General features: G+C 67.7%; 21 protein-coding genes and 1 pseudogene. 20 read left to right on the forward strand and 2 right to left on the reverse strand.

The annotated features are described in order from the left end of the window. From F6Q13_RS01890 to F6Q13_RS01955, 14 genes and pseudogenes are all read left to right on the forward strand, one after another. On the forward strand, positions 1-285 hold a 285-nt coding region (locus F6Q13_RS01890; protein WP_293051451.1), incomplete at its 5' end, for a hypothetical protein. A 3-nt stretch (positions 286-288) separates the two neighbouring features. Then, positions 289-945 (forward strand): hypothetical protein, encoded by a 657-nt coding sequence (locus tag F6Q13_RS01895; RefSeq protein ID WP_293051454.1) that lies wholly within the window; start codon positions 289-291, stop codon positions 943-945. Between the two features lie 26 nt (positions 946-971). After that, a complete protein-coding gene (locus F6Q13_RS01900) occupies positions 972-1832 on the forward strand; it encodes an NHL repeat-containing protein (protein WP_293051457.1) in 861 nt (286 codons plus the stop codon). Between the two features lie 164 nt (positions 1833-1996). Further along, on the forward strand, positions 1997-3313 hold the full coding sequence (gene hisD / locus F6Q13_RS01905) for a histidinol dehydrogenase (RefSeq protein ID WP_293051624.1): 1317 nt from the start codon (positions 1997-1999) through the stop codon (positions 3311-3313). Continuing rightward, entirely contained in the window at positions 3310-4479 is a 1170-nt protein-coding gene (locus tag F6Q13_RS01910) for a histidinol-phosphate transaminase (RefSeq protein WP_293051460.1), read from the forward strand. Before hisD ends, F6Q13_RS01910 begins: the two co-directional genes overlap by 4 nt. Further along, positions 4476-5090, forward strand: a complete 615-nt coding sequence (gene hisB, locus F6Q13_RS01915) for an imidazoleglycerol-phosphate dehydratase HisB (protein ID WP_293051463.1) — start codon at positions 4476-4478, stop codon at positions 5088-5090. Before F6Q13_RS01910 ends, hisB begins: the two co-directional genes overlap by 4 nt. After that, complete coding sequence (gene hisH / locus F6Q13_RS01920) at positions 5087-5701, forward strand: imidazole glycerol phosphate synthase subunit HisH (RefSeq protein ID WP_293051466.1); 615 nt, start codon at positions 5087-5089, stop codon at positions 5699-5701. The genes hisB and hisH overlap by 4 nt, the downstream gene beginning before the upstream one ends. Positions 5702-5703: 2 nt before the next feature. After that, the gene (priA, locus tag F6Q13_RS01925) at positions 5704-6438 is read left to right on the forward strand and encodes a bifunctional 1-(5-phosphoribosyl)-5-((5-phosphoribosylamino)methylideneamino)imidazole-4-carboxamide isomerase/phosphoribosylanthranilate isomerase PriA (RefSeq protein WP_293051469.1); all 735 of its coding nucleotides are present in this window, start codon (positions 5704-5706) and stop codon (positions 6436-6438) included. Positions 6439-6445: 7 nt separating this feature from the next. Next, positions 6446-7246: an inositol monophosphatase family protein gene (locus tag F6Q13_RS01930; RefSeq protein WP_293051472.1), complete on the forward strand. Its 801-nt coding sequence runs from the start codon at positions 6446-6448 to the stop codon at positions 7244-7246. Beyond that, positions 7194-8039 (forward strand): imidazole glycerol phosphate synthase subunit HisF, encoded by an 846-nt coding sequence (gene hisF / locus F6Q13_RS01935; protein WP_293051475.1) that lies wholly within the window; start codon positions 7194-7196, stop codon positions 8037-8039. The genes F6Q13_RS01930 and hisF overlap by 53 nt, the downstream gene beginning before the upstream one ends. Then, positions 8036-8413 carry a phosphoribosyl-AMP cyclohydrolase gene (gene hisI / locus F6Q13_RS01940; protein WP_293051478.1) on the forward strand — a complete coding sequence of 126 codons (378 nt, stop codon included), beginning with the start codon at positions 8036-8038 and terminating at the stop codon, positions 8411-8413. The genes hisF and hisI overlap by 4 nt, the downstream gene beginning before the upstream one ends. A gap of 1254 nt (positions 8414-9667) precedes the next feature. After that, positions 9668-9868 (forward strand): hypothetical protein, encoded by a 201-nt coding sequence (locus F6Q13_RS01945; RefSeq protein WP_293051481.1) that lies wholly within the window; start codon positions 9668-9670, stop codon positions 9866-9868. A gap of 358 nt (positions 9869-10226) precedes the next feature. Further along, a pseudogene (locus F6Q13_RS01950) lies at positions 10227-10385 on the forward strand (phosphoribosyl-AMP cyclohydrolase); the annotation flags it as partial. A 129-nt stretch (positions 10386-10514) separates the two neighbouring features. Further along, entirely contained in the window at positions 10515-11621 is a 1107-nt protein-coding gene (locus F6Q13_RS01955) for a histidine phosphatase family protein (protein ID WP_293051484.1), read from the forward strand. Positions 11622-11635: 14 nt separating this feature from the next. On the opposite strand, the gene F6Q13_RS01960 is transcribed toward F6Q13_RS01955, so the two are convergent. Together F6Q13_RS01960 and F6Q13_RS01965 are read right to left on the reverse strand one after the other, a co-directional pair. Next, the gene (locus tag F6Q13_RS01960; protein WP_293051487.1) at positions 11636-12799 is read right to left on the reverse strand and encodes a histidine phosphatase family protein; all 1164 of its coding nucleotides are present in this window, start codon (positions 12797-12799) and stop codon (positions 11636-11638) included. A gap of 157 nt (positions 12800-12956) precedes the next feature. After that, positions 12957-13421, reverse strand: a complete 465-nt coding sequence (locus F6Q13_RS01965; protein WP_293051489.1) for a peroxiredoxin — start codon at positions 13419-13421, stop codon at positions 12957-12959. 55 nt (positions 13422-13476) lie between these two features. On the opposite strand from F6Q13_RS01965, the gene F6Q13_RS01970 reads away from it, so the two are divergent. The 6 genes from F6Q13_RS01970 (at position 13477) to lgt (ending at position 19744) form a co-directional block, all read left to right on the forward strand. Then, complete coding sequence (locus tag F6Q13_RS01970) at positions 13477-15009, forward strand: anthranilate synthase component I (protein WP_293051491.1); 1533 nt, start codon at positions 13477-13479, stop codon at positions 15007-15009. Further along, positions 15006-15632, forward strand: a complete 627-nt coding sequence (locus F6Q13_RS01975) for a TIGR02234 family membrane protein (protein ID WP_293051493.1) — start codon at positions 15006-15008, stop codon at positions 15630-15632. The genes F6Q13_RS01970 and F6Q13_RS01975 overlap by 4 nt, the downstream gene beginning before the upstream one ends. A gap of 78 nt (positions 15633-15710) precedes the next feature. Continuing rightward, entirely contained in the window at positions 15711-16529 is an 819-nt protein-coding gene (trpC, locus tag F6Q13_RS01980) for an indole-3-glycerol phosphate synthase TrpC (protein ID WP_293051496.1), read from the forward strand. A 22-nt stretch (positions 16530-16551) separates the two neighbouring features. Next, positions 16552-17814, forward strand: a complete 1263-nt coding sequence (gene trpB / locus F6Q13_RS01985) for a tryptophan synthase subunit beta (protein ID WP_293051500.1) — start codon at positions 16552-16554, stop codon at positions 17812-17814. Continuing rightward, the gene (gene trpA, locus F6Q13_RS01990; RefSeq protein WP_293051502.1) at positions 17811-18626 is read left to right on the forward strand and encodes a tryptophan synthase subunit alpha; all 816 of its coding nucleotides are present in this window, start codon (positions 17811-17813) and stop codon (positions 18624-18626) included. Before trpB ends, trpA begins: the two co-directional genes overlap by 4 nt. Further along, on the forward strand, positions 18626-19744 hold the full coding sequence (lgt, locus tag F6Q13_RS01995) for a prolipoprotein diacylglyceryl transferase (protein WP_367140843.1): 1119 nt from the start codon (positions 18626-18628) through the stop codon (positions 19742-19744). The genes trpA and lgt overlap by 1 nt, the downstream gene beginning before the upstream one ends. The last annotated feature ends 19 nt before the right edge of the window (positions 19745-19763 follow it).

Consider the following 19763-nt stretch of genomic DNA (forward strand, 5'->3'; position numbering starts at 1 on the left):
GGGGTGCTGGTGGTGATGGGGGTGCTGGGGGTAAGGCGCTGGCTACCGGGTTCCAGGCCGGCGCTGCCGGTGTTGGTGGCGCTGGTGGTAATGGGGGTGCTGGTGGTGCTGCGGGCGCCCACGGCGGTAGCGGGGCGGCGGGCTCGTTTGCCGATGGTGGGGATGGCACGGGTGGTGCCGGCGGCGACGGTGGTGATGATGGGGTCGGCGGTGCCGGCGGTGCCGGTGGGGAGGGGTCGACCACCGGGGCCAGTGGCAGCGCGGGTGCTGACTCGACGGTGTTGAGCAATGGGGGTGCTGGGGGGGCTGGTGCTGCCGGGACGGCGGCGCATCCGACTGGGGGTAATGGGGGTGCTGGCGGTGATGGTGGGGATTACGGTGACGGCGGTACAGGGGGTGCTGGGGGTGTTGGGCTGGCCGGTGTTAATGGGGCTGATGCGAGCACGCCGGGCGGGGATGGCGGTACTGGGACTGCTGGGGGTAATGGCGGTAATGGGGGTGCTGGCGGTAATGGGGGGATCGATGCCGGTGACGGCGGTAATGGGGGTGCCGGGGGGCAGGGCGGCAATGGGGGTGCTGGCGGTACTGGGGCTGATGGGGTTGATGCGACCACAGCGGGGGCGGCCGGCGGTAACGGCGGTAATGGTGGTGATGGGGGTGCCGGGGGTGCTGGTGGTGATGGGGGTGCTGGGGGTAAGGCGCTGGCTACCGGGTTCCAGGCCGGCGCTGCCGGTGTTGGTGGCGCTGGCGGTGATGGGGGTGCTGGTGGCACTGGTGGCACGGGTGGGGCAAGCGCCAACGGCGGGACTGGAATATCTGGCGCTGCCGGTCAGGCCGGGCAACCCGGGGCATCACCTTACGGCTTCTTGGGCGGTGCAGGTGGGCCAGGAGGTAGCGGTGGCGCTGGCGGTGCAGGAGGAGCATGGATACCCACCCTTTACGTAACCGATTACGGAACGAATGAAGTGTCGGTGATTAACGCGAACACGAACGCGATCGTCGCCACCATCGCCCTACCCAGTGGGAGTGATCCGTTCGGGGTGGCGGTCAATCCGGACACCGGCACTATCTACGTCACCGACTTCCTCAGCGGCGAGGTCTCCGTGATCGACGGGGCCAATAACACCGTCACCGCCACGATCGCCCTCCCCCTCGATAATGGCTTCGCGGATAGTGACCCGTATGGGGTGGCCGTGAATCCGGACACCAATACAGTCTATGTCGCCGACTCAGGACCCGGTGAGGTGTCGGTGATCGACGGCGGCGATAACACGATCCATTCCAACATCAGCTTAGGCGGCACCACGATGCCGTATGGGGTGGCGGTTGATCCGAGTACCGGCTATGTCTATGTCACCGAGTCTGGGACGGGTGACGTGGCGTCCATTAACGGGGCCAGCGTCTCCACCTACCAGTTGAACCAGCCATATGGGCCATATGGGGTGGCGGTTAATCCGTCGTCGGATACGGTCTATGTCGGCTGCGGATGCGGCACCTCCACCACCACCGTCGGAAATATCACTCAGATCGGACTATCCGAGTATGACGAACCAGTTGGCGTGGCCGTCGATCCGAACACCAATTATGTTTACGTCGCCGATTCCGGGACCAACCAAGTGTCGGTTTTCGACTCGACCGGTATCACCAACATCTCGCTGCCCAGCGGCAGCGACCCGGGTGCAGTGACGGTCGATCCGAACACCGATACCGTCTATGTCACCGACTACGGGACTGATCAAGTGTCGGTGATCAACGGGTTCACCAACAAAGTCACTGCCACCATCTCCTTGCCCAGCGGCGCCGAACCCGAAGACGTGGCGGGGCTGTGGTGATGGGCCGGGCCGGTACCGGTGGCGCGACGGGCTTGAGGGTATCAAGCCGGCAGAATTGACCGGTTTGATCGACCCGGATTGTGCTGGCCACCCGCCGGGCCCGTCGTGCGCCGCCCCGCGAGCACAGCCCGTTGCGCCGATCGGGGACAATCGTCAGCATGACCGTGATGGCCCGCATCGACCTGCGCGGCGCCGAGCTGTCGGCGGCGCGGCTGCGGGCGGTATTACCGCGCGGCGGCGTCGACGTCGACGGCGCCCTGCCCACGGTGCGGCCGATCGTCGAGGCGGTCGCCGAGCGCGGGGCGGTGGCCGCACTGGACTTCGGTGAGTCATTCGACCGGGTGCGCCCGGCGGTGGTGCGGGTGCGGGCAACCGAGCTGGATTCCGCGCTGGCCGGGCTCGACGCCGATGTTCGCGACGCGCTGCAGGTGGCGATCGAGCGTACCCGCGCCGTGCACGCCGCCCAGCGCCGCGCCGACGTGACGACGTCACTGGGGCCTGGCGCGACGGTCACCCAGCGCTGGGTTCCGGTCGCGCGTGTGGGCTTGTACGTGCCCGGCGGCAACGCCGTCTACCCGTCGAGCGTGGTGATGAACGTGGTGCCCGCACAGATCGCCGGGGTGGGTTCCCTGGTGGTGGCCAGCCCGCCGCAGGCGGCCTTCGACGGCCTGCCGCACCCGAGCATCCTGGCCGCGGCCCGGCTGCTGGGCGTCGAGGAGGTCTGGGCGGTCGGCGGGGCGCAGGCGGTGGCGTTGCTGGCCTACGGCGGTACCGACACCGACGGCGCCGAGCTGGCGCCGGTGGACATGATCACCGGGCCCGGCAACATCTACGTCACCGCGGCCAAGCGGCTCTGCCGCTGCAGGGTCGGTATCGACGCCGAAGCCGGGCCCACCGAGATCGCCGTCCTGGCCGATCACACCGCCGACCCCGCGCAGGTGGCCGCGGATCTGATCAGCCAGGCCGAACACGACGAGATGGCCGCCAGCGTGCTGGTGACTTTCAGCCCGGGGTTGGCCGACGCGGTCGAAGAGCAGCTGGCCGCCCAGCTGGAAACCACTGTGCACGGCCGGCGGGTGAGCACGGCCCTGTCGGGAGCCCAGTCGGCGATCATCCTCGTCGACGACCTCGACGCCGGCATCCGCGTGGTCAACGCCTACGCCGCCGAGCATCTGGAGATCCACACCGCCGACGCTGCCGATGTCGCGGCCCGGATCCGGTCGGCGGGCGCGATCTTCCTCGGCCCGTATTCGCCGGTGAGCCTGGGCGACTACTGCGCCGGGTCCAACCACGTGCTGCCGACCGCGGGCAGTGCGCGGTATTCCGGCGGCCTGTCGGTGCAGACGTTCCTGCGCGGGATGCAGGTCGTCGACTACACCGAGGCGGCGCTCAAAGACGTGTCCGGGCACGTGATCACGCTGGCCGCGGCCGAAGACCTGCCCGCCCACGGCGAGGCGATACGCCGGCGGTTCGAGCGATGACCGACCGACCGACGCTTGCCGACTTGCCGCTGCGCGAGGATCTGCGGGTCAAAACCCCCTACGGCGCACCGCAATTGGCTGTCCCGGTGCGGTTGAACACCAACGAGAATCCGCACCCGCCCACCGCGGCGCTGGTCGAGGAGGTCGCGCGATCGGTGCAGCAGGCGGCGGCCGGGCTGCACCGCTATCCCGACCGCGACGCGGTGGCGCTGCGCGCCGACCTGGCCGCATATGTCAGCGCGCAGACCGGTGTGCCGCTGGGTGTGGACAACCTCTGGGCGGCCAACGGGTCCAACGAGATTCTGCACCAACTGCTGCAGGCATTCGGCGGTCCCGGCCGCAGCGCGATCGGTTTCGTCCCGTCCTATTCGATGCACCCGATCATCGCCGACGGCACGCACACGGAATGGATCCAGGCTACCCGCGCCGAGGATTTCAGCATCGACATCGAGGCCGCCGTCGCCGCCGTCGCCGAACACCACCCCGATGTGGTCTTCATCACCAGCCCCAATAACCCGACCGGGCAGAGTATCTCGCTGGACGAGCTGCGGCGGCTGCTCGACGTGGCGCCGGGGATCGTGATCGTCGACGAGGCCTACGGCGAATTCGCGACACCACCCAGCGCCGTGACGCTGATCGCCGAATACCCGAGCAAGCTCATCGTCACCCGCACCATGAGCAAGGCGTTCGCGTTCGCCGGCGGCCGGCTGGGCTACCTGATTGCCACGCCCGCGGTGATCGATGCGATGCTGCTGGTGCGGCTGCCCTATCACCTGTCGTGCATCACCCAGGCCGCCGCCCGGGCCGCCCTGCGCCACGCCGATGAGACCCTGGCCAGCGTGGCGAGGCTGATCGCCGAGCGCCGACGCGTCAGCGCGGCGCTGAGCGGCCTGGGTTTCCTGGTCGTGCCCAGCGACGCCAACTTCGTGCTGTTCGGGCGATTCGCCGACGCGCCCGCCGCCTGGCAGCGCTACCTGGAGGACGGGGTGTTGATCCGCGACGTCGGCATCCCCGGTTATCTGCGCGCCACCATCGGCCTGGCCGAAGAGAACACCGTGTTCTTAGACGTCAGCGCGCGCATCGCCGCCACCGAGTTGGCCCAGCCACAAGGGACCAACGCCGGGCGCGATGGCTCGGCACCACAAGGATCACTGGGAGCGTCATGACCACAGGCCGCCGCGCGCGCGTGGAACGCAGCACCGCCGAATCCAGCGTCGTCGTCGAATTGGACCTCGACGGCACCGGGCAGGTGCACGTCGACACCGGAATCGGCTTCTACGACCACATGTTGACCGCGCTGGGTACCCACGCCCGCTTCGATCTGGCCGTCCGCGCCACCGGCGACGTCGAGATCGAGGGCCACCACACCATCGAGGACACCGCGATCACGCTCGGCCAGGCGCTGGACCGCGCGCTCGGCGACAAAACGGGCATCCGGCGCTTCGGAGACGCCTTCGTCCCGATGGACGAGACGTTGGCGCACGCCGCGGTCGACCTGTCCGGCCGGCCCTACTGTGTGCACACCGGGGAGCCGGACCACCTGCGGCACGTCACGATCACCGGAAGCGGAGTGCCCTATCACACCGTCGTCAACCGGCACGTGTTCGAGACGCTGGCGTCCAACGCGCGCATCGCGCTGCACGTGCGGGTCCTCTACGGCCGCGACCCGCACCACATCACCGAGGCGCAGTACAAAGCCGTCGCCCGCGCGCTGCGCCACGCCGTCGAACCCGACCCGCGGGTGTCGGGGGTGCCGTCCACCAAAGGCGCCCTATGAAGTCGGTGGTGGTGCTCGACTACGGCTCGGGCAACCTGCGCTCGGCGCAGCGCGCGCTGCAGCGGGTGGGCGCCTCGGTGGAAGTGACCGCCGATCGTGCGGCCGCGGCGGCGGCCGACGGGCTGCTGGTGCCCGGCGTCGGTGCGTTCCAGGCCTGCATGAGCGGGCTGCGCGCCATCGGCGGCGAGCAGGTGATCGCCGAGCGGGTCGCCGCCGGGCGACCGGTGCTGGGGGTGTGCGTGGGGATGCAGATCCTGTTCACCCGGGGGGTGGAGTTCGGGGTGGAGTCGGCGGGTTGCGGGCAGTGGCCCGGCGCGGTGACCCGGCTCGACGCCCCGGTGGTGCCGCACATGGGCTGGAATGTGGTGGCCGCGGCGCCGGGCACGGCGCTGTTCAAGGGCCTGCCCGAGGACGCCCGGTTTTATTTCGTGCACTCCTATGCCGCCCAGCGGTGGGAGGGCAGCTCTGCGGCGCTGCTGACCTGGACCACCCACGGGGTGCCGTTTCTGGCCGCGGTCGAGGACGGGGCGCTGGCCGCCACCCAGTTCCATCCGGAGAAAAGCGGCGACGCCGGAGCGGCCGTGCTGAGCAACTGGGTCGAAGGGCTGTAGCGATGCCGTTGATGGTGTTGCCCGCCGTGGACGTGGTCGACGGGCAGGCGGTGCGTCTGGTGCAGGGCCGCGCTGGCAGCGAAACCGAGTACGGCTCGGCGCTGGAGGCGGCGCTGGGCTGGCAGCGCGACGGCGCCGAATGGGTGCATCTGGTCGACATCGATGCGGCGTTCGGCCGCGGATCCAACCGGGAGCTGCTCGCCGAGGTGATCGGCAAGCTCGACGTGCACGTGGAACTGTCCGGCGGCATCCGCGACGACGACTCGCTGCAGGCCGCGCTGGCGACCGGATGCGCGCGGGTCAACCTGGGGACCGCGGCGCTGGAGAACCCGCAGTGGTGCGCCCGGGTGATCGCCGAACACGGTGAGCGGGTCGCCGTCGGCCTGGACGTCCAGATCCTCGACGGCGCGCACCGGCTGCGCGGCCGCGGCTGGGAAACCGACGGCGGCGACCTGTGGGAGGTGCTGGAACGCCTTGACCAGCAAGGGTGTTCACGCTATGTCGTCACCGACGTCACCAAGGACGGCACCCTTACCGGCCCGAACCTCGATCTGCTGCGCGCGGTCACCGAACGCACCGGCGCCCCGGTGATCGCCTCCGGCGGGGTGTCGAACCTGGAGGACCTGCGCGCCATCGCCACCTTGGTCGATGCCGGCGTGGAGGGCGTCATCGTCGGTAAGGCCCTCTACGCCGGGCGGTTCAGCCTGCCGCAGGCGCTGGCGGCGGTGGCGGGATAGGGCCGGCATGGATCTCGACGCACTGGTGGCCAAGGCATCGGTGATCCTCGACGCCGCCAGCGAGCTGTTCGTCGCCGGGCACCGCGCCGCTTCCGCGGTGGCCAAGAAGGGGGACGACTTCGCCACCAAAGTCGACCTGGCCATCGAGCATCAGGTCGTCGACGCGCTGGTGGTGGCGACCGGCATCGAGGTGCACGGCGAGGAGTTCGGCGGCGCAGCCCTCGACTCGCCGTGGGTGTGGGTGCTCGATCCGATCGACGGGACGTTCAACTACGCCGCCGGGTCCCCGATGGCGGCGATTCTGCTGGGACTCATGCACGACGGCGATCCGGTCGCGGGGCTGACCTGGTTGCCGTTCACCGGGGAGCGCTATACCGCCGTGGCCGGCGGGCCGTTGGTCAAAAACGGTGCGCCCCGCCCACCGCTGGAGCCCGCCGGGCTCGCCGAATCGATCATCGGGATCGGCACGTTCAACGTGGACTCGCGCGGTGCGTTCCCGGGGCGTTACCGGCTGGCCGTGCTGGAGAATCTCAGCCGGGTGTCGTCACGGCTGCGCATGCACGGCGCCACCGGCATCGACCTGGCCTACGTCGCCGACGGCATCCTCGGCGGCGCAATCAGTTTCGGCGACCACGTGTGGGACCACGCCGCGGGGGTGGCGCTGGTGCGGGCCGCCGGCGGTATCGTGACCAATCTCGCCGGCGAGCAGTGGACCCCCCAATCGCGGTCGGCGCTGGCCGCCGCACCGGGCGTGCATGCTCAGATCTTCGACATCGTGCGTCGGGTGGGCAGACCGGAGGACTACTGAGGTGCGCGGCGCAGCTGTTTCCGGTCTTGCGGTGCGGGTGATCCCGTGCCTGGACGTCGACGACGGCCGGGTGGTCAAGGGCGTCAACTTCGAAAACCTGCGCGATGCCGGCGATCCGGTAGAGCTTGCGGCGGCCTACGACGCCGAGGGTGCCGACGAGTTGACGTTTCTGGACGTCACCGCGTCGTCGTCGGGACGCGCCACCATGCTCGAGGTGGTGCGCCGCACCGCCGAGCAGGTGTTCATCCCGCTCACCGTGGGCGGTGGGGTGCGCAGTGTGGCCGACGTCGACGCGCTGTTGCGGGCCGGTGCCGACAAGGTGTCGGTCAACACCGCGGCGATCGCCCGGCCCCAGTTGGTGTCCGAGTTGGCGCGTGAGTTCGGTTCCCAGTGCATCGTGTTGTCGGTGGATGCGCGCACCGTTGCGGCGGGTTCGCCGCCCACGCCGTCGGGCTGGGAAATCACCACCCACGGCGGGCGACGGGGAACCGGCATCGACGCCGTGGAATGGGCCTCGCGCGGGGCCGCACTCGGGGTGGGGGAGATCCTGCTGAATTCGATGGACGCCGACGGCACCCGGGCCGGCTTCGACCTGCCGATGCTGCGCGCGGTGCGCGCCGCGGTGAGCGTTCCGGTGATCGCCAGCGGCGGCGCCGGCGCGGCCGACCATTTCGCGCCCGCGGTGTTCGCCGGCGCCGATGCGGTCTTGGCGGCCAGCGTGTTTCACTTCCGGCAACTGACCATCAAGCAGGTGAAAGCCGCGATGGCCGCCGAAGGGATCGTGGTGCGGTGAGTGCACTCGATCCGGCCATCGCGGCGCGACTGAAGCGCAACGCCGACGGACTGTTCGTTGCCGTCGTCCAGGAACGCGGCAGCGGCGAGGTGTTGATGGTGGCCTGGATGGACGACGACGCGCTGGCCCGCACCCTGGAAACCCGTGAGGCGACGTATTTTTCGCGATCTCGCGGTCGGCAGTGGATCAAGGGTGCCACCTCCGGTCACACCCAGCGGGTGCACTCGGTGCGGCTGGACTGCGACGGCGACGCGGTGCTGCTGGTGGTCGACCAGGTCGGCGGGGCGTGCCACACCGGGGAGCACAGCTGCTTCGACGCCGATGTGCTGTTATCGCCACAGGACGGTTCCACGCCGAAGAGACGGCGGACTTGAGCGGCGGGGTCGAAGCGATGCCCGGCGGCGAGCAGGTCTGGCCGAGACTACCCGCTCCGCAATGAATTCGTGGCGCCGGTGTTGCCTGCGCCAGCGCTTCGGCCAACACATGTTTGAGCCGCTACCGAGCGCCCACGTGCCGGACATCGGACTCACCGCCGACGCGTAGGACATCGTCATCGACGTCGTGCGGTACGGGAAAACGTTGTCAACAAGTCGCCGTTGGCATCGACCACAGGACCGATCTGCGGTGAGCCAACCGATGCCGTCTGTCGACCACCCGGAAACGCTTGTCAAACAAAAGCTTTGTCAAGACGTGGAATCAGATTCGCGCCGATCCTGTCGCGCAGATCCTGTCGACCTGGATTGCCAAAGAGGAGTTGCGGACCCTGCTGTCGACCGTGCGGGGTTGACGGGGACGTGCTAGCCCGCGATCAATGTCCTCCCGACCGCCGGCATCACCAACGCCCGCGCCGAGGGCTGCGCGAACAGGACAAATGCGCCGGCTGCGGATTCAGAAACCGTAGCATTCTGCCCGCCGGATTCGATTCCAGTGTCTCCGCAAACGACAGGTCGCAACCGAGATTTCATGCCGAATGCCCAATTTAAGGTTGAAGACCCGATTTGACGGACCGACCAGCGGTGATCTGTCAATCACGTTTCAGACTGAGACGTCCGGAGGCGGTATCACGTGTTTGTCTTTTCAGAGCACTGATCCTACCGGGATATCTTTGACATGTATACCGGAGTAGCGGTATGAGGAGACCATGCCTGACGAAGGCACGAGCAAAGATCAGCGAAGCTTCCCGAGAAACCAAGTCGCTACCCCGGACGGGCGGTTAGATATCGACCACACCTTTGAAAAACCTCGCAGAAGTGCTCGCTCAAGCAGATTATTCGGCCGGATTTCACGATCGCGGAGCTAAAAAACCAGCATTTCAGTGCTATGGACATGCACGGGAGCATGGCACTGAGTGGCAGCGCTGACCTCAACCGTCGATTCTTCCCCGGTCAATTCGGTGCCGCGAGCGATCCGGGATCACTGAAAAGGCGTTCGGGGAGTGCTACGCATCAACGTTAGGGCAGTATTTCGGTGAGCTTCTTATCTTCGCCGAAGAGCTCGCCATAACCAACTCCGACCCGACCCGTCAGAATCCGGCAGCGTCGCAGCAACCATGACTCATGCTAGCAACACATCACGCCACCAATTCAGCGATACCCCTGCAAAGAAATCATGGTCCGGAGGAGGACTCCGTGTGGCTTGACGATTTAGAGGGGCACTGGCCGAGTATCGAGGACGTGGACGACAACCGGCTAATCGAGATCCGCAAGAAGACGCTTGAAGCCATCGATGACCCGATCCTGCTAATTCAGCAGCCGTTTGTGTGGTATTGGGAGGACCAGCTGCGGGCCATCGACACCGAGATGCGCAGGCGTGGACTGACCTTTGATTAATACCGGCTTGGCCAACGAGCCGTCGGCACACCTTGCCGACGTGGCCGCGGGGGATTCGGTCTCGCCATCCCTTGCTGGACCGGAACTTTGGTTGACTCAAACCCGTCTTAGGCTGAGTTGGAAAAAATTACGCGACCAGCACAACGACTCCAATGCGCCACTCGAGCCGGCAGCTATCTGCGGAGTCAGCCCCACGTTCGTCGACCCGAATGCCGCACTGAACGTCTCGCCTGTCGCGAGGTCGTCGACGAGGGTGGCTGGCTCGGCAGCGGTGTCGCCGAGCACCGATCCGGAGGACGCAGCTATCGCCGCGTCGACGCTGTGCAGGCCTGGTTGCACAGCTTCCTCCATTGGTGCGGTGACAAATCTCGACCCGGCCATTGCGGCCCGACTGAAGCGCAACGCCAGCGGACTGTTCGTCGTCCAGGAGCGCGGCAGGGACGACGTGTCGATGGTGGCCCGGATGGACGACGACGCGCTGGCCCGCGCCCTAAAAATCCGCGAGGCGACCTTTTTTCTCGGTCCCGCGGGCGTGCAACAGCGGGACCACAGCTGCTTCGCGCCGTGCTATAGTCGGCTAATCATAAGCATAGCCTGTTAAAGGTGTAAGACGATGCCGAATCTATGCCAACAGCACAGTAAGTTATTGGCGAGCGTTGCTGTCGGTCTTGCCCTCGTCGGCGCCGGCGTCATCGCCGTCATCCCGGCCACCTCGTCGTTCTCGGATGCCCGCGGAGCTGACGTCGTGCTCACCGCGGGCGAGGAGGACATCGTCCTCGACCTGGTGCGCCACGGAAAAACGGTGTCAACAGGTGTTGTCGCCGGCAATTTTCTGCCCGGATCGCCGCTTAGCGCGCTCGGCCAGCAAGAGGCCACCGAGGTCGGGCACCAACTGGCCAGCCAGCTCGGCAGCCCCGACGCGGTGGCCGGCATCTTCGAGGGGCAAAACATCAGGATGGCCGAGACCGCAGCGCCGTTCGTCGCACTCGAGCAGGAGACCCCGCAAGTATTTTCCGGGCTCAACGAGATCGGCGGCGGTATTTACGCGGGCGACCCGTATTCCGGCCCCGGCGGCATCCTCTACGACCTGACGCTGCTCACGTGGGCGTTTGGATACGAATTCGTGCCGATGCCGGGCTCATTGGACTTCAACGGGATCGCGTTCGAGGACTACTTCAGCAACGCCGTTGCCACGATGTATGCCGACGCGTTGGCCAACCCGATCGTCAGCGCGACGGGCCAGGTCACCGACGTGGCGTTTTCCGGCGAAGCGGCGATCAGCACCTGGACATTGCTCAACGCCAAAAACCCCGATCTGGCCATCTTCTTGCCGCGCTTCGTCGAAGCGGTGCTCAGCCCGGAAGAACACCCGTTCCTGTTCAACGCCGGCGTGGTGGAACTGGAAGGCAATCCCACCCAGGGCTGGACGCTGGTCAGCTTCGACGGGCAGGCCATTCCGCAGGATCCGGGGTTGCTGACGCAGCTGATCGTCGATTTCCGGGATCTGATCACCCCGCCGCAGACGGCCGCCTACAACCTGGTCGAGGCCGCCCTCACCGGTGACCCGACGACGATCCGGGATGCGCTTACCGCCGGCGTGCAGAGCGTCGGCGCAGCCCTAGTTCAGTACCCGGTATCGGTGATCGACGACATCGCCTCCGTGGTGCAAACCCTCGGCGCCGACGTGGCAGCCGGGGATTCGGCGGCCACACTCGCCGACGCGTTCGGGTCGTTGGTCCTGGGCCTGCCCTAGGCTAAATCCACTAATCACAGCGACGCCAGTGCGCCACCCAGGTCGGCGGCGATCTGCGGAGTGAGTCCCACGATCGTCGAGCCGAAGGCCGCACTGAACGTCTCGCCTGCCGCGAGGTCGCGGACGAGGTTGGCCAGCTCGTCCACGGTGTCGGTGAGCACCGCTCCGGGGAACGCGGCTATCGCCGCGCCGACGTTGTGCAGGCCGGTTTGCGCGGCGTCCGCCATGGCTGCCGGGTCGGCGCTGAGCACGGCTTGCGCGAAGTTATATGCCGCTATCTGTGGCGGCGCGACGAGGTTGCGGACATCGACGGCCAGCTCGGTGAGCAATCCCGGATTCTGCGGAATGGCCTCTCCGGCCCAGCTGACCAGCGTCCAGCCGTCGGTGGGATTACCCGTGACGTCGACGACATCGCCGTTGGGCAGGAACAATCCGCCCGCATCTCCGGTGATCAACGACTCTAAAAACCGGGGCGCGAAAAAGGCCAGATCGGGGTTTGTGACGTTTCCCAGCACCCAGGTGCTGATTGCCGCCTCACCGGAGCCCGCCACGACGGTGATCTCACCGTTGGCGCTGACGACCGGGTTCGCCAGTGCGTCGTTGTACATCGTGTCCACAGCGTTGGTGAACATGTCTTCGAACGCCGCGCCGTTGACGTCGACGGAGCCCGGCATCGGCACGGAGTCCAAGCCGAAGGACCACGCAAGCAGCGTCAGGTAGAACAGGACGCCGGCAGGCGACAATATCGAATTGCCCGCGTAGATACCGCCATCCATTTCGTCGAGCCCGGTCAACATCTGCGTGGTCATGTCTTCCAGCGCTGCAAATGGCGCCATGGTCTCCGGCATCCTGATGTCCACGCCGGCAAAGATGCCGGCGACGCCCTTCGGGCCGCCGAGCTCGTCGAATAATTGTTGCCCGACGGCCTGTGCCTCCTGCTCGCCTACCGCGTTGAGCGCGGTCCCGGGCGGCAGCCCAGAGATCCCGAGAGTTCCTCCGACCTGGTCGGGCAAGACCTGGTTGGTGACCACGCCGTGTTCGACGAAGTCGATGACGATATCCGGCTCGCTGCCGGCGCTGAGCCGGATATCGCCCAGGTAGACCCGGGGTGACTGCGCTCCCGCCGGGGCCATGACGGCAGCGCTGATCAGGGCGAGGGCGGCCAGTCGACGCAGCATGTGAAACTCTCACCTCTCCTTCAGGTTGGGGTGAGCGTAGCGCCGTCCGGGCACCAGGTCACCGAAATTGAAACTCTTACGAAAAATCGGGTCGATTGTCGCGACAGTTTCACTTTCGGCGAGGGCTGGATGCGTAGCGAACGGCTGCGCGAGACCGCTACGCCGACGAGCGGGCCCGTAGCGTCGCCAACGCCTTGTCGGCGTGGGTATCCATGTTGAACTCGCTGGAGATCACATCGAGCACGGTGCGGTCGGTGTCGATGACGAACGTCGTGCGCTTGACGGGCATCAGCTTGCCGAGCAGCCCGCGTTTGACCCCGAACTGCGCGGCGACCGTTCCCTCGGAGTCCGACAGCAGCGGGTAGTCGAAGCTGTGCGCGTCGGCGAACCTGGCCTGCTTGGCCACCGGGTCCGTGCTGATACCGACGCGCTGCGCGCCGACGGCGTCGAACTCGGCGGCCACGTCACGAAAGTGGCAGGCCTCCTTCGTGCAGCCGGGTGTCATCGCCGCGGGGTAGAAAAACAACACCACGGGTCCGCGGGCCAGCAGCGCGCTGAGCGTGCGCGGTGTTCCGGTCTGGTCGGGAAGTTCGAAGTCGGGCGCCTTGTCACCGGGTTTCATGGCCTCAGGCTACGGGCCCGTGCGGAGCCGGGGAAGACGGCTGGAGAATAAGTGGGTGACCGCTGAGCTCGCCACGACCTCCCGCGAGGACTTTCGCTTTCTCGCCGCCGGACACCGGGTGGTCCCGGTCACGCGCAAAGTGTTGGCCGACGCCGAGACCCCGCTGTCGGCGTATCGCAAGCTGGCCGCGAACCGGCCCGGCACCTTCCTGCTGGAATCTGCCGAAAACGGGAGATCCTGGTCGCGCTGGTCTTTCATCGGAGCCGGCGCGCCGTCCGCGCTGACCGTGCGCGACGGCGAGGCGGTGTGGCTGGGCGCGGTGCCGCAGGACGCCCCCGTCGGCGGGGATCCGCTGCAGGCTCTGCGTGCCACGCTCGCACTGCTGGCTACCGCACCGGTGCCCGGGCTGCCGCCGCTGTCGGGCGGCATGGTGGGCTTCTTCGCCTACGACCTGGTGCGACGGCTGGAGCGGCTGCCCGAACTGACCGTCGACGACCTGGGCCTGCCGGACATGCTGCTGCTGCTGGCCACCGATGTGGCCGCGGTCGACCACCACGAGGGCACGATCACCCTCATCGCCAACGCAGTGAACTGGAACGGCACCGACGAGCGGGTCGACGAGGCCTATAACGACGCGGTCGAGCGGCTCGACGTGATGACCGCGGCGCTGAGCCAGCCGCTGCCGTCGACCGTGGCGACCTTCAGCCGCCCTGAACCCAACCACCGTACCCAGCGCAGCGTCGCCGAGTACGGGGCGATCGTCGAGCATCTGGTTCACCAGATCGAGGCCGGGGAGGCGTTTCAGGTGGTGCCGTCGCAGCGTTTCGAGATGGACACCGATGCCGATCCGATCGACGTCTACCGGATGCTGCGGGTGTCCAACCCGAGCCCCTACATGTATCTGATGCACGTCCCCAATGACGCTGGCGGCACGGCTTTTTCGATTGTCGGGTCCAGTCCTGAGGCGCTGGTCACCGTGCACGACCGGTGGGCCACGACCCATCCCATCGCCGGGACCCGCTGGCGCGGGCGGACCGAGGAAGAAGACCAGCTGTTGGAAAAGGAGCTGCTGACAGACGACAAGGAACTCGCCGAACATCTGATGCTGGTCGATCTGGGCCGCAACGACCTGGGCCGGGTGTGCGTGCCGGGCACGGTGCGGGTGGACGACTACAGCCACATCGAGCGCTACAGCCACGTCATGCACCTGGTGTCCACGGTGACCGGGATGCTCGCCGAGGGCCGCACCGCGCTGGACGCGGTGATCGCCTGCTTCCCGGCGGGCACACTGTCCGGCGCTCCGAAAGTGCGGGCGATGGAGCTGATCGAAGAGGTCGAAAAGACCCGCCGCGGCCTCTACGGCGGCGTCATCGGCTACCTGGACTTCGCCGGCAACGCCGATTTCGCAATCGCCATCCGCACCGCGTTGATGCGCGACGGTACCGCCTACGTGCAAGCCGGGGGAGGAGTGGTGGCCGATTCCAATGGCCCCTACGAATACACCGAAGCGACGAACAAGGCCCGCGCGGTGCTCAACGCCATCGCCGCCGCGGAAAACCTGACCGCGCCCGACATCGGCACGCCGTGACCGCCGATGCTGATCGCCGGGCCCGGCTGGCCGCGCGGATCGCCCAGGCGCTGCTGGTGCTCGCCGCAGCGGGCTTGTGGGCGGCCTCGCGGTTGCCGTGGGTCGCCGTCGAATCCTTCGACGGTCTGGGGCAACCGAGGACCGTCACCGTCTCCGGCGCCTCGTGGTCGAGCGCATTGTTGCCGTTGGCGCTGCTGGCACTGGCGACGGCGGTTGCGGCGGTGGCGGTGCGCGGCTGGCTGCTGCGGGTGCTGGCGATGCTGATGGCGGCGGTCAGCCTGGCGATCGGCTACCTGGCGATCTGCCAGTGGGTGCTTCCCGATGTGGCGGTGCGCGCAGCCGATCTCGCGCACGTCGCGCTGCTGACGGTGATCGGAAGCCGGCGCTATTACGCCGGCGCGGGGATCGCGCTGACCACCGCTGTGGGCATCCTGGCCGCTGCCGTGCTGCTGATGCGGGCGGGTTCGGCCCTGGGCTCGACGTCGCGCTACGCCGCACCCGCGGTCCGCCGGTCGCTGGCCCGGCGCGAGGGTGAGGCCGTGTCCGAGCGGCTGATCTGGGACGCGCTCGACGCGGGCCGCGACCCCACCGAAACGAAAGACGACGACACCGAGGGGCGGTGACACACCCTGCGCCAACGGCCGCTACCCTTCGATGAACGTCTTCGAATCTGCCGCACCCGCGGGGAAGGACCGACACGTATGAGTTCGGCAACCGTGCTTGACTCCATCATCGAGGGAGTTCGCGCCGACGTTGCCGCCCGCGAAGCCGTCGTGAGCTTCTCCGAGATCAAAGCGGCCGCCAAGGCGGCCCCGCCGCCGCGCGACGTGTTGGCGGCGCTGCGCGAGCCGGGTATCGGCGTCATCGCCGAGGTCAAACGTGCCAGCCCGTCGGCGGGGCACCTCGCGTCGATCGGTGAGCCGGACAAACTGGCGCGGGCCTACGAGGACGGCGGCGCGCGGATCATCAGCGTGCTGACCGAACAGCGCCACTTTCGCGGCTCGCTCGACGACCTCGACGCGGTGCGCGCGGCGGTCTCGGTGCCGGTGTTGCGCAAGGATTTTGTGGTGGGGCCCTACCAGATCCACGAGGCGCGCGCGCACGGCGCCGACATGCTGCTGCTGATCGTCGCCGCACTCGACCAGCACACCCTGGTGTCGATGCTGGAGCGCACCGAGTCACTGGGCATGACAGCCTTGGTCGAGGTGCACACCGAGGACGAAGCCGACCGGGCACTCAAGGCCGGGGCCCGGGTGATCGGGGTCAACGCCCGCGATCTCAAGACGCTGGAAGTTGACCGAGATTGCTTCGCGCGCATCGCACCCGGGCTGCCCAGCGACGTGATCAGGATCGCTGAATCCGGGGTGCGGGGCACCGCGGACCTGCTGGCCTACGCCGGCGCGGGCGCCGACGCGGTGCTGGTCGGCGAGGGTCTCGTCGCCAGCGGTGACCCCCGCGCGGCCGTTGCCGACCTGGTCACCGCGGGCAAGCACCCGTCCTGTCCGAAACCGGTCCGCTAGGCGTGCAAGTGCACTCTTAATGATGGCAGACTTTCCCCCGCAACTTCCGCGGTCCAGCGCGGCCATCGCCGAACCGACTCGTCACGAGCCCGATTCGCGGGGCCATTTCGGTGTCTACGGGGGCCGCTTCGTCGCCGAGGCGCTGATGGCGGTGATCGAGGAGGTCAGCGCCGCCTATGCGAAAGCCCGCACCGACCAGGCTTTCCTGGACACGCTGGACGCGTTGCAGGCCAACTACACGGGCCGGCCGTCGCCGCTGTATGAGGCGGTGCGCCTGGGGGAGCATGCCGGCGGGGCGCGGATTTTCCTCAAACGGGAAGACCTGAACCACACCGGTTCTCACAAAATCAACAATGTGCTCGGCCAGGCGCTGCTGGCCCGGCGAATGGGCAAGACCCGGGTGATCGCCGAGACCGGGGCGGGCCAGCACGGCGTCGCGACCGCCACGGCCTGCGCGCTGCTGGGCTTGGACTGTGTTATCTACATGGGAGCGGTCGACACCGCGCGCCAAGCGCTCAACGTGGCCCGGATGCGGCTACTGGGCGCCGAGGTCGTTTCCGTCGAATCCGGTTCGCAGACCCTCAAAGACGCGATCACCGAGGCATTCCGGGATTGGGTCACCAACGCCGCCACCACCTACTACTGCTTCGGCACCGCGGCGGGACCGCATCCGTTTCCGGCCATGGTGCGTGACTTCCAGCGGGTCATCGGCCTGGAGACGCGCGCGCAGATCATGGCTCAGGCCGGGCGGCTTCCCGACGCCGTCACCGCATGCGTCGGCGGCGGGTCCAACGCGATCGGCATCTTTCACGCCTTCCTCGACGACCCCGGGGTGCGGTTGATCGGCTTCGAGGCGGCCGGCGACGGGGTGGAAACCGGTCGGCACGCCGCGACGTTCACCGGCGGTTCGCCGGGTGCGTTCCAGGGATCGTATTCCTATCTCCTGCAGGACGAGGACGGTCAGACCATCGAGTCGCATTCGATTTCGGCGGGGCTGGATTATCCCGGCGTGGGTCCGGAGCACGCCTGGCTCAAAGACACCGGGCGCGCCGAGTACCGGCCCATCACCGATGCTCAGGCTATGGAAGCGTTTCGGCTGTTATGCCGCACCGAAGGCATCATCCCGGCGATCGAATCCGCCCACGCGGTAGCCGGGGCGCTGCAGCTGGGCGCCGACCTGGGTCGCGGGGCGCTCATCGTGGTCAACCTGTCCGGTCGCGGCGACAAGGACGTCGAAACCGCGGCGACCTGGTTCGGTCTTCTCGACAGCCGGGACGACTCGTGATTGTGGCGCAGGGTGAAAGCCGTTTGGGCGAGCTGTTCAGTGTGTGCCGTGTGGGTAACCGGGCAGCCCTGATCGGCTATTTGCCCACTGGCTATCCCGATGTGCCCACCTCGCTGACCGCGATGACCGCGCTGGTCGATGCCGGCTGCGATCTGGTGGAAGTCGGTGTGCCGTACTCGGATCCGGGCATGGACGGCCCGACGATCGCGAAGGCGTCGGAGATCGCGCTACGCGGCGGTGTGCGGATCCGCGATACCTTGTCAGCGGTGGAGGCGATCAGCGCAGCCGGTGGCCGGGCCGTGGTGATGACCTACTGGAATCCCGTGCTGCGCTACGGGGTCGACGCGTTCGCCCGAGATCTCGCAGCCGCCGGCGGACAGGGCCTGATCACCCCGGATCTCATCCCCGACGAAGCCGATCAGTGGTTGGCGGCCTCCGACCACTACCGTCTGGACCGCATCTTCCTGGTCGCGCCGTCGTCGACCCCGCAGCGCCTGGCGAGCACCCTCGAGGCGTCCCGCGGATTCGCCTACGCGGCGTCGATCATGGGGGTTACCGGTGCCCGCGATGTCGTCTCACAGGCCGCACCGGAGTTGGTGCGTCGGATAAGGGCGATTTCGGACATCCCGGTAGGGGTGGGTCTGGGGGTGCGTTCGGGTCAACAGGCGGCGCAGATCGCTGGCTACGCCGACGGCGTCATCGTCGGCTCGGCGCTGGTGTCGACGTTGGCCCAGGGCATTCCCGCCCTACGCGGACTGACCGAAGAACTTGCTGCCGGTGTGCGGCAGCGGATTTCCGGGGTTTCTGCGTGATGACAACGACGGTGCTGGCCTACTTTCCCAGCCCGCCGCGGGGAGTGTGGCGGCTCGGGCCAGTGCCGATCCGCGCCTACGCGCTGTTCATCATCACGGGAATCGTTGCCGCGCTCCTGCTCGGCGACCGGCGCTGGCAAGCTCGGGGCGGCGCACGGGGTGTGATCTACGACATCGCTTTGTGGGCAGTGCCGTTCGGCTTGGTCGGCGGGCGGCTCTATCACCTGGCCACCGATTGGCGCACGTATTTCGGCGCGGGCGGCGCGGGTCTGAGCGCGGCGCTGCGGATCTGGGACGGCGGCCTGGGTATCTGGGGAGCGGTCGCACTGGGCGGCGTCGGGGCGTGGATCGGCGGCCGGCGCCACGGGATCCCGCTGCCCGCCTTCGCCGACGCGGTCGCGCCCGGGATTGTGCTTGCTCAGGCGATTGGGCGGCTCGGAAACTACTTCAACCAGGAGCTTTTCGGCCGGGAAACCACCATGCCGTGGGGTCTGGAGATCTTCTACCGGCGCGATCCGGCCGGGTTCGTCGACGTGCATTCGCTCGACGGGGTGTCGACCGGACAGGTTGCGATGGTCGTGCAGCCGACGTTTCTCTACGAATTGCTCTGGGATCTTGTGGTTTTCGCGATGCTGCTGTATGTAGACCGACGGTTCAGAATCGGCCATGGGCGGCTGTTCGCGCTGTATGTCGCCGGCTACTGCGTCGGGCGGTTTTGCATCGAGTTGCTGCGTGACGATGCCGCTACCCACATCGCCGGCATCCGGATCAACTCCTTCACCTCCACGTTCGTCTTCATCGGCGCGGTGGTCTATCTAATCCTGGCGCCGAAAGGCCGCGAAGACCCGGCATCCATCGGCGGCACCCGGATCGACGAACCCACGCCCGAGCCGGTAACCGTGGGCGCGCCGACCACGGCGGTGACGGGGCAACCGGATCGGTCGGCGGCTGACGAAGTGGTGGTTCCCGACACCTCAGGCGACGGATCCGAGGCCGCCGAACCGGCCGACGAGCCCGAGGCCGCACGGCCTGAAGCTGCAGAGTCTGCTGCACAGGAGCCGACCCGGTCTGGGTCGAGACGGTGGCGCCCGTGGTTAAGCGGGCTCAGGCGGGGATAGCCGCAATAATCCTCGGGCG

Origin of the sequence: Mycobacterium sp. (assembly GCF_008709575.1) — a bacterium.
In the GTDB taxonomy this organism is placed as follows: Bacteria; Actinomycetota; Actinomycetes; order Mycobacteriales; family Mycobacteriaceae; genus Mycobacterium.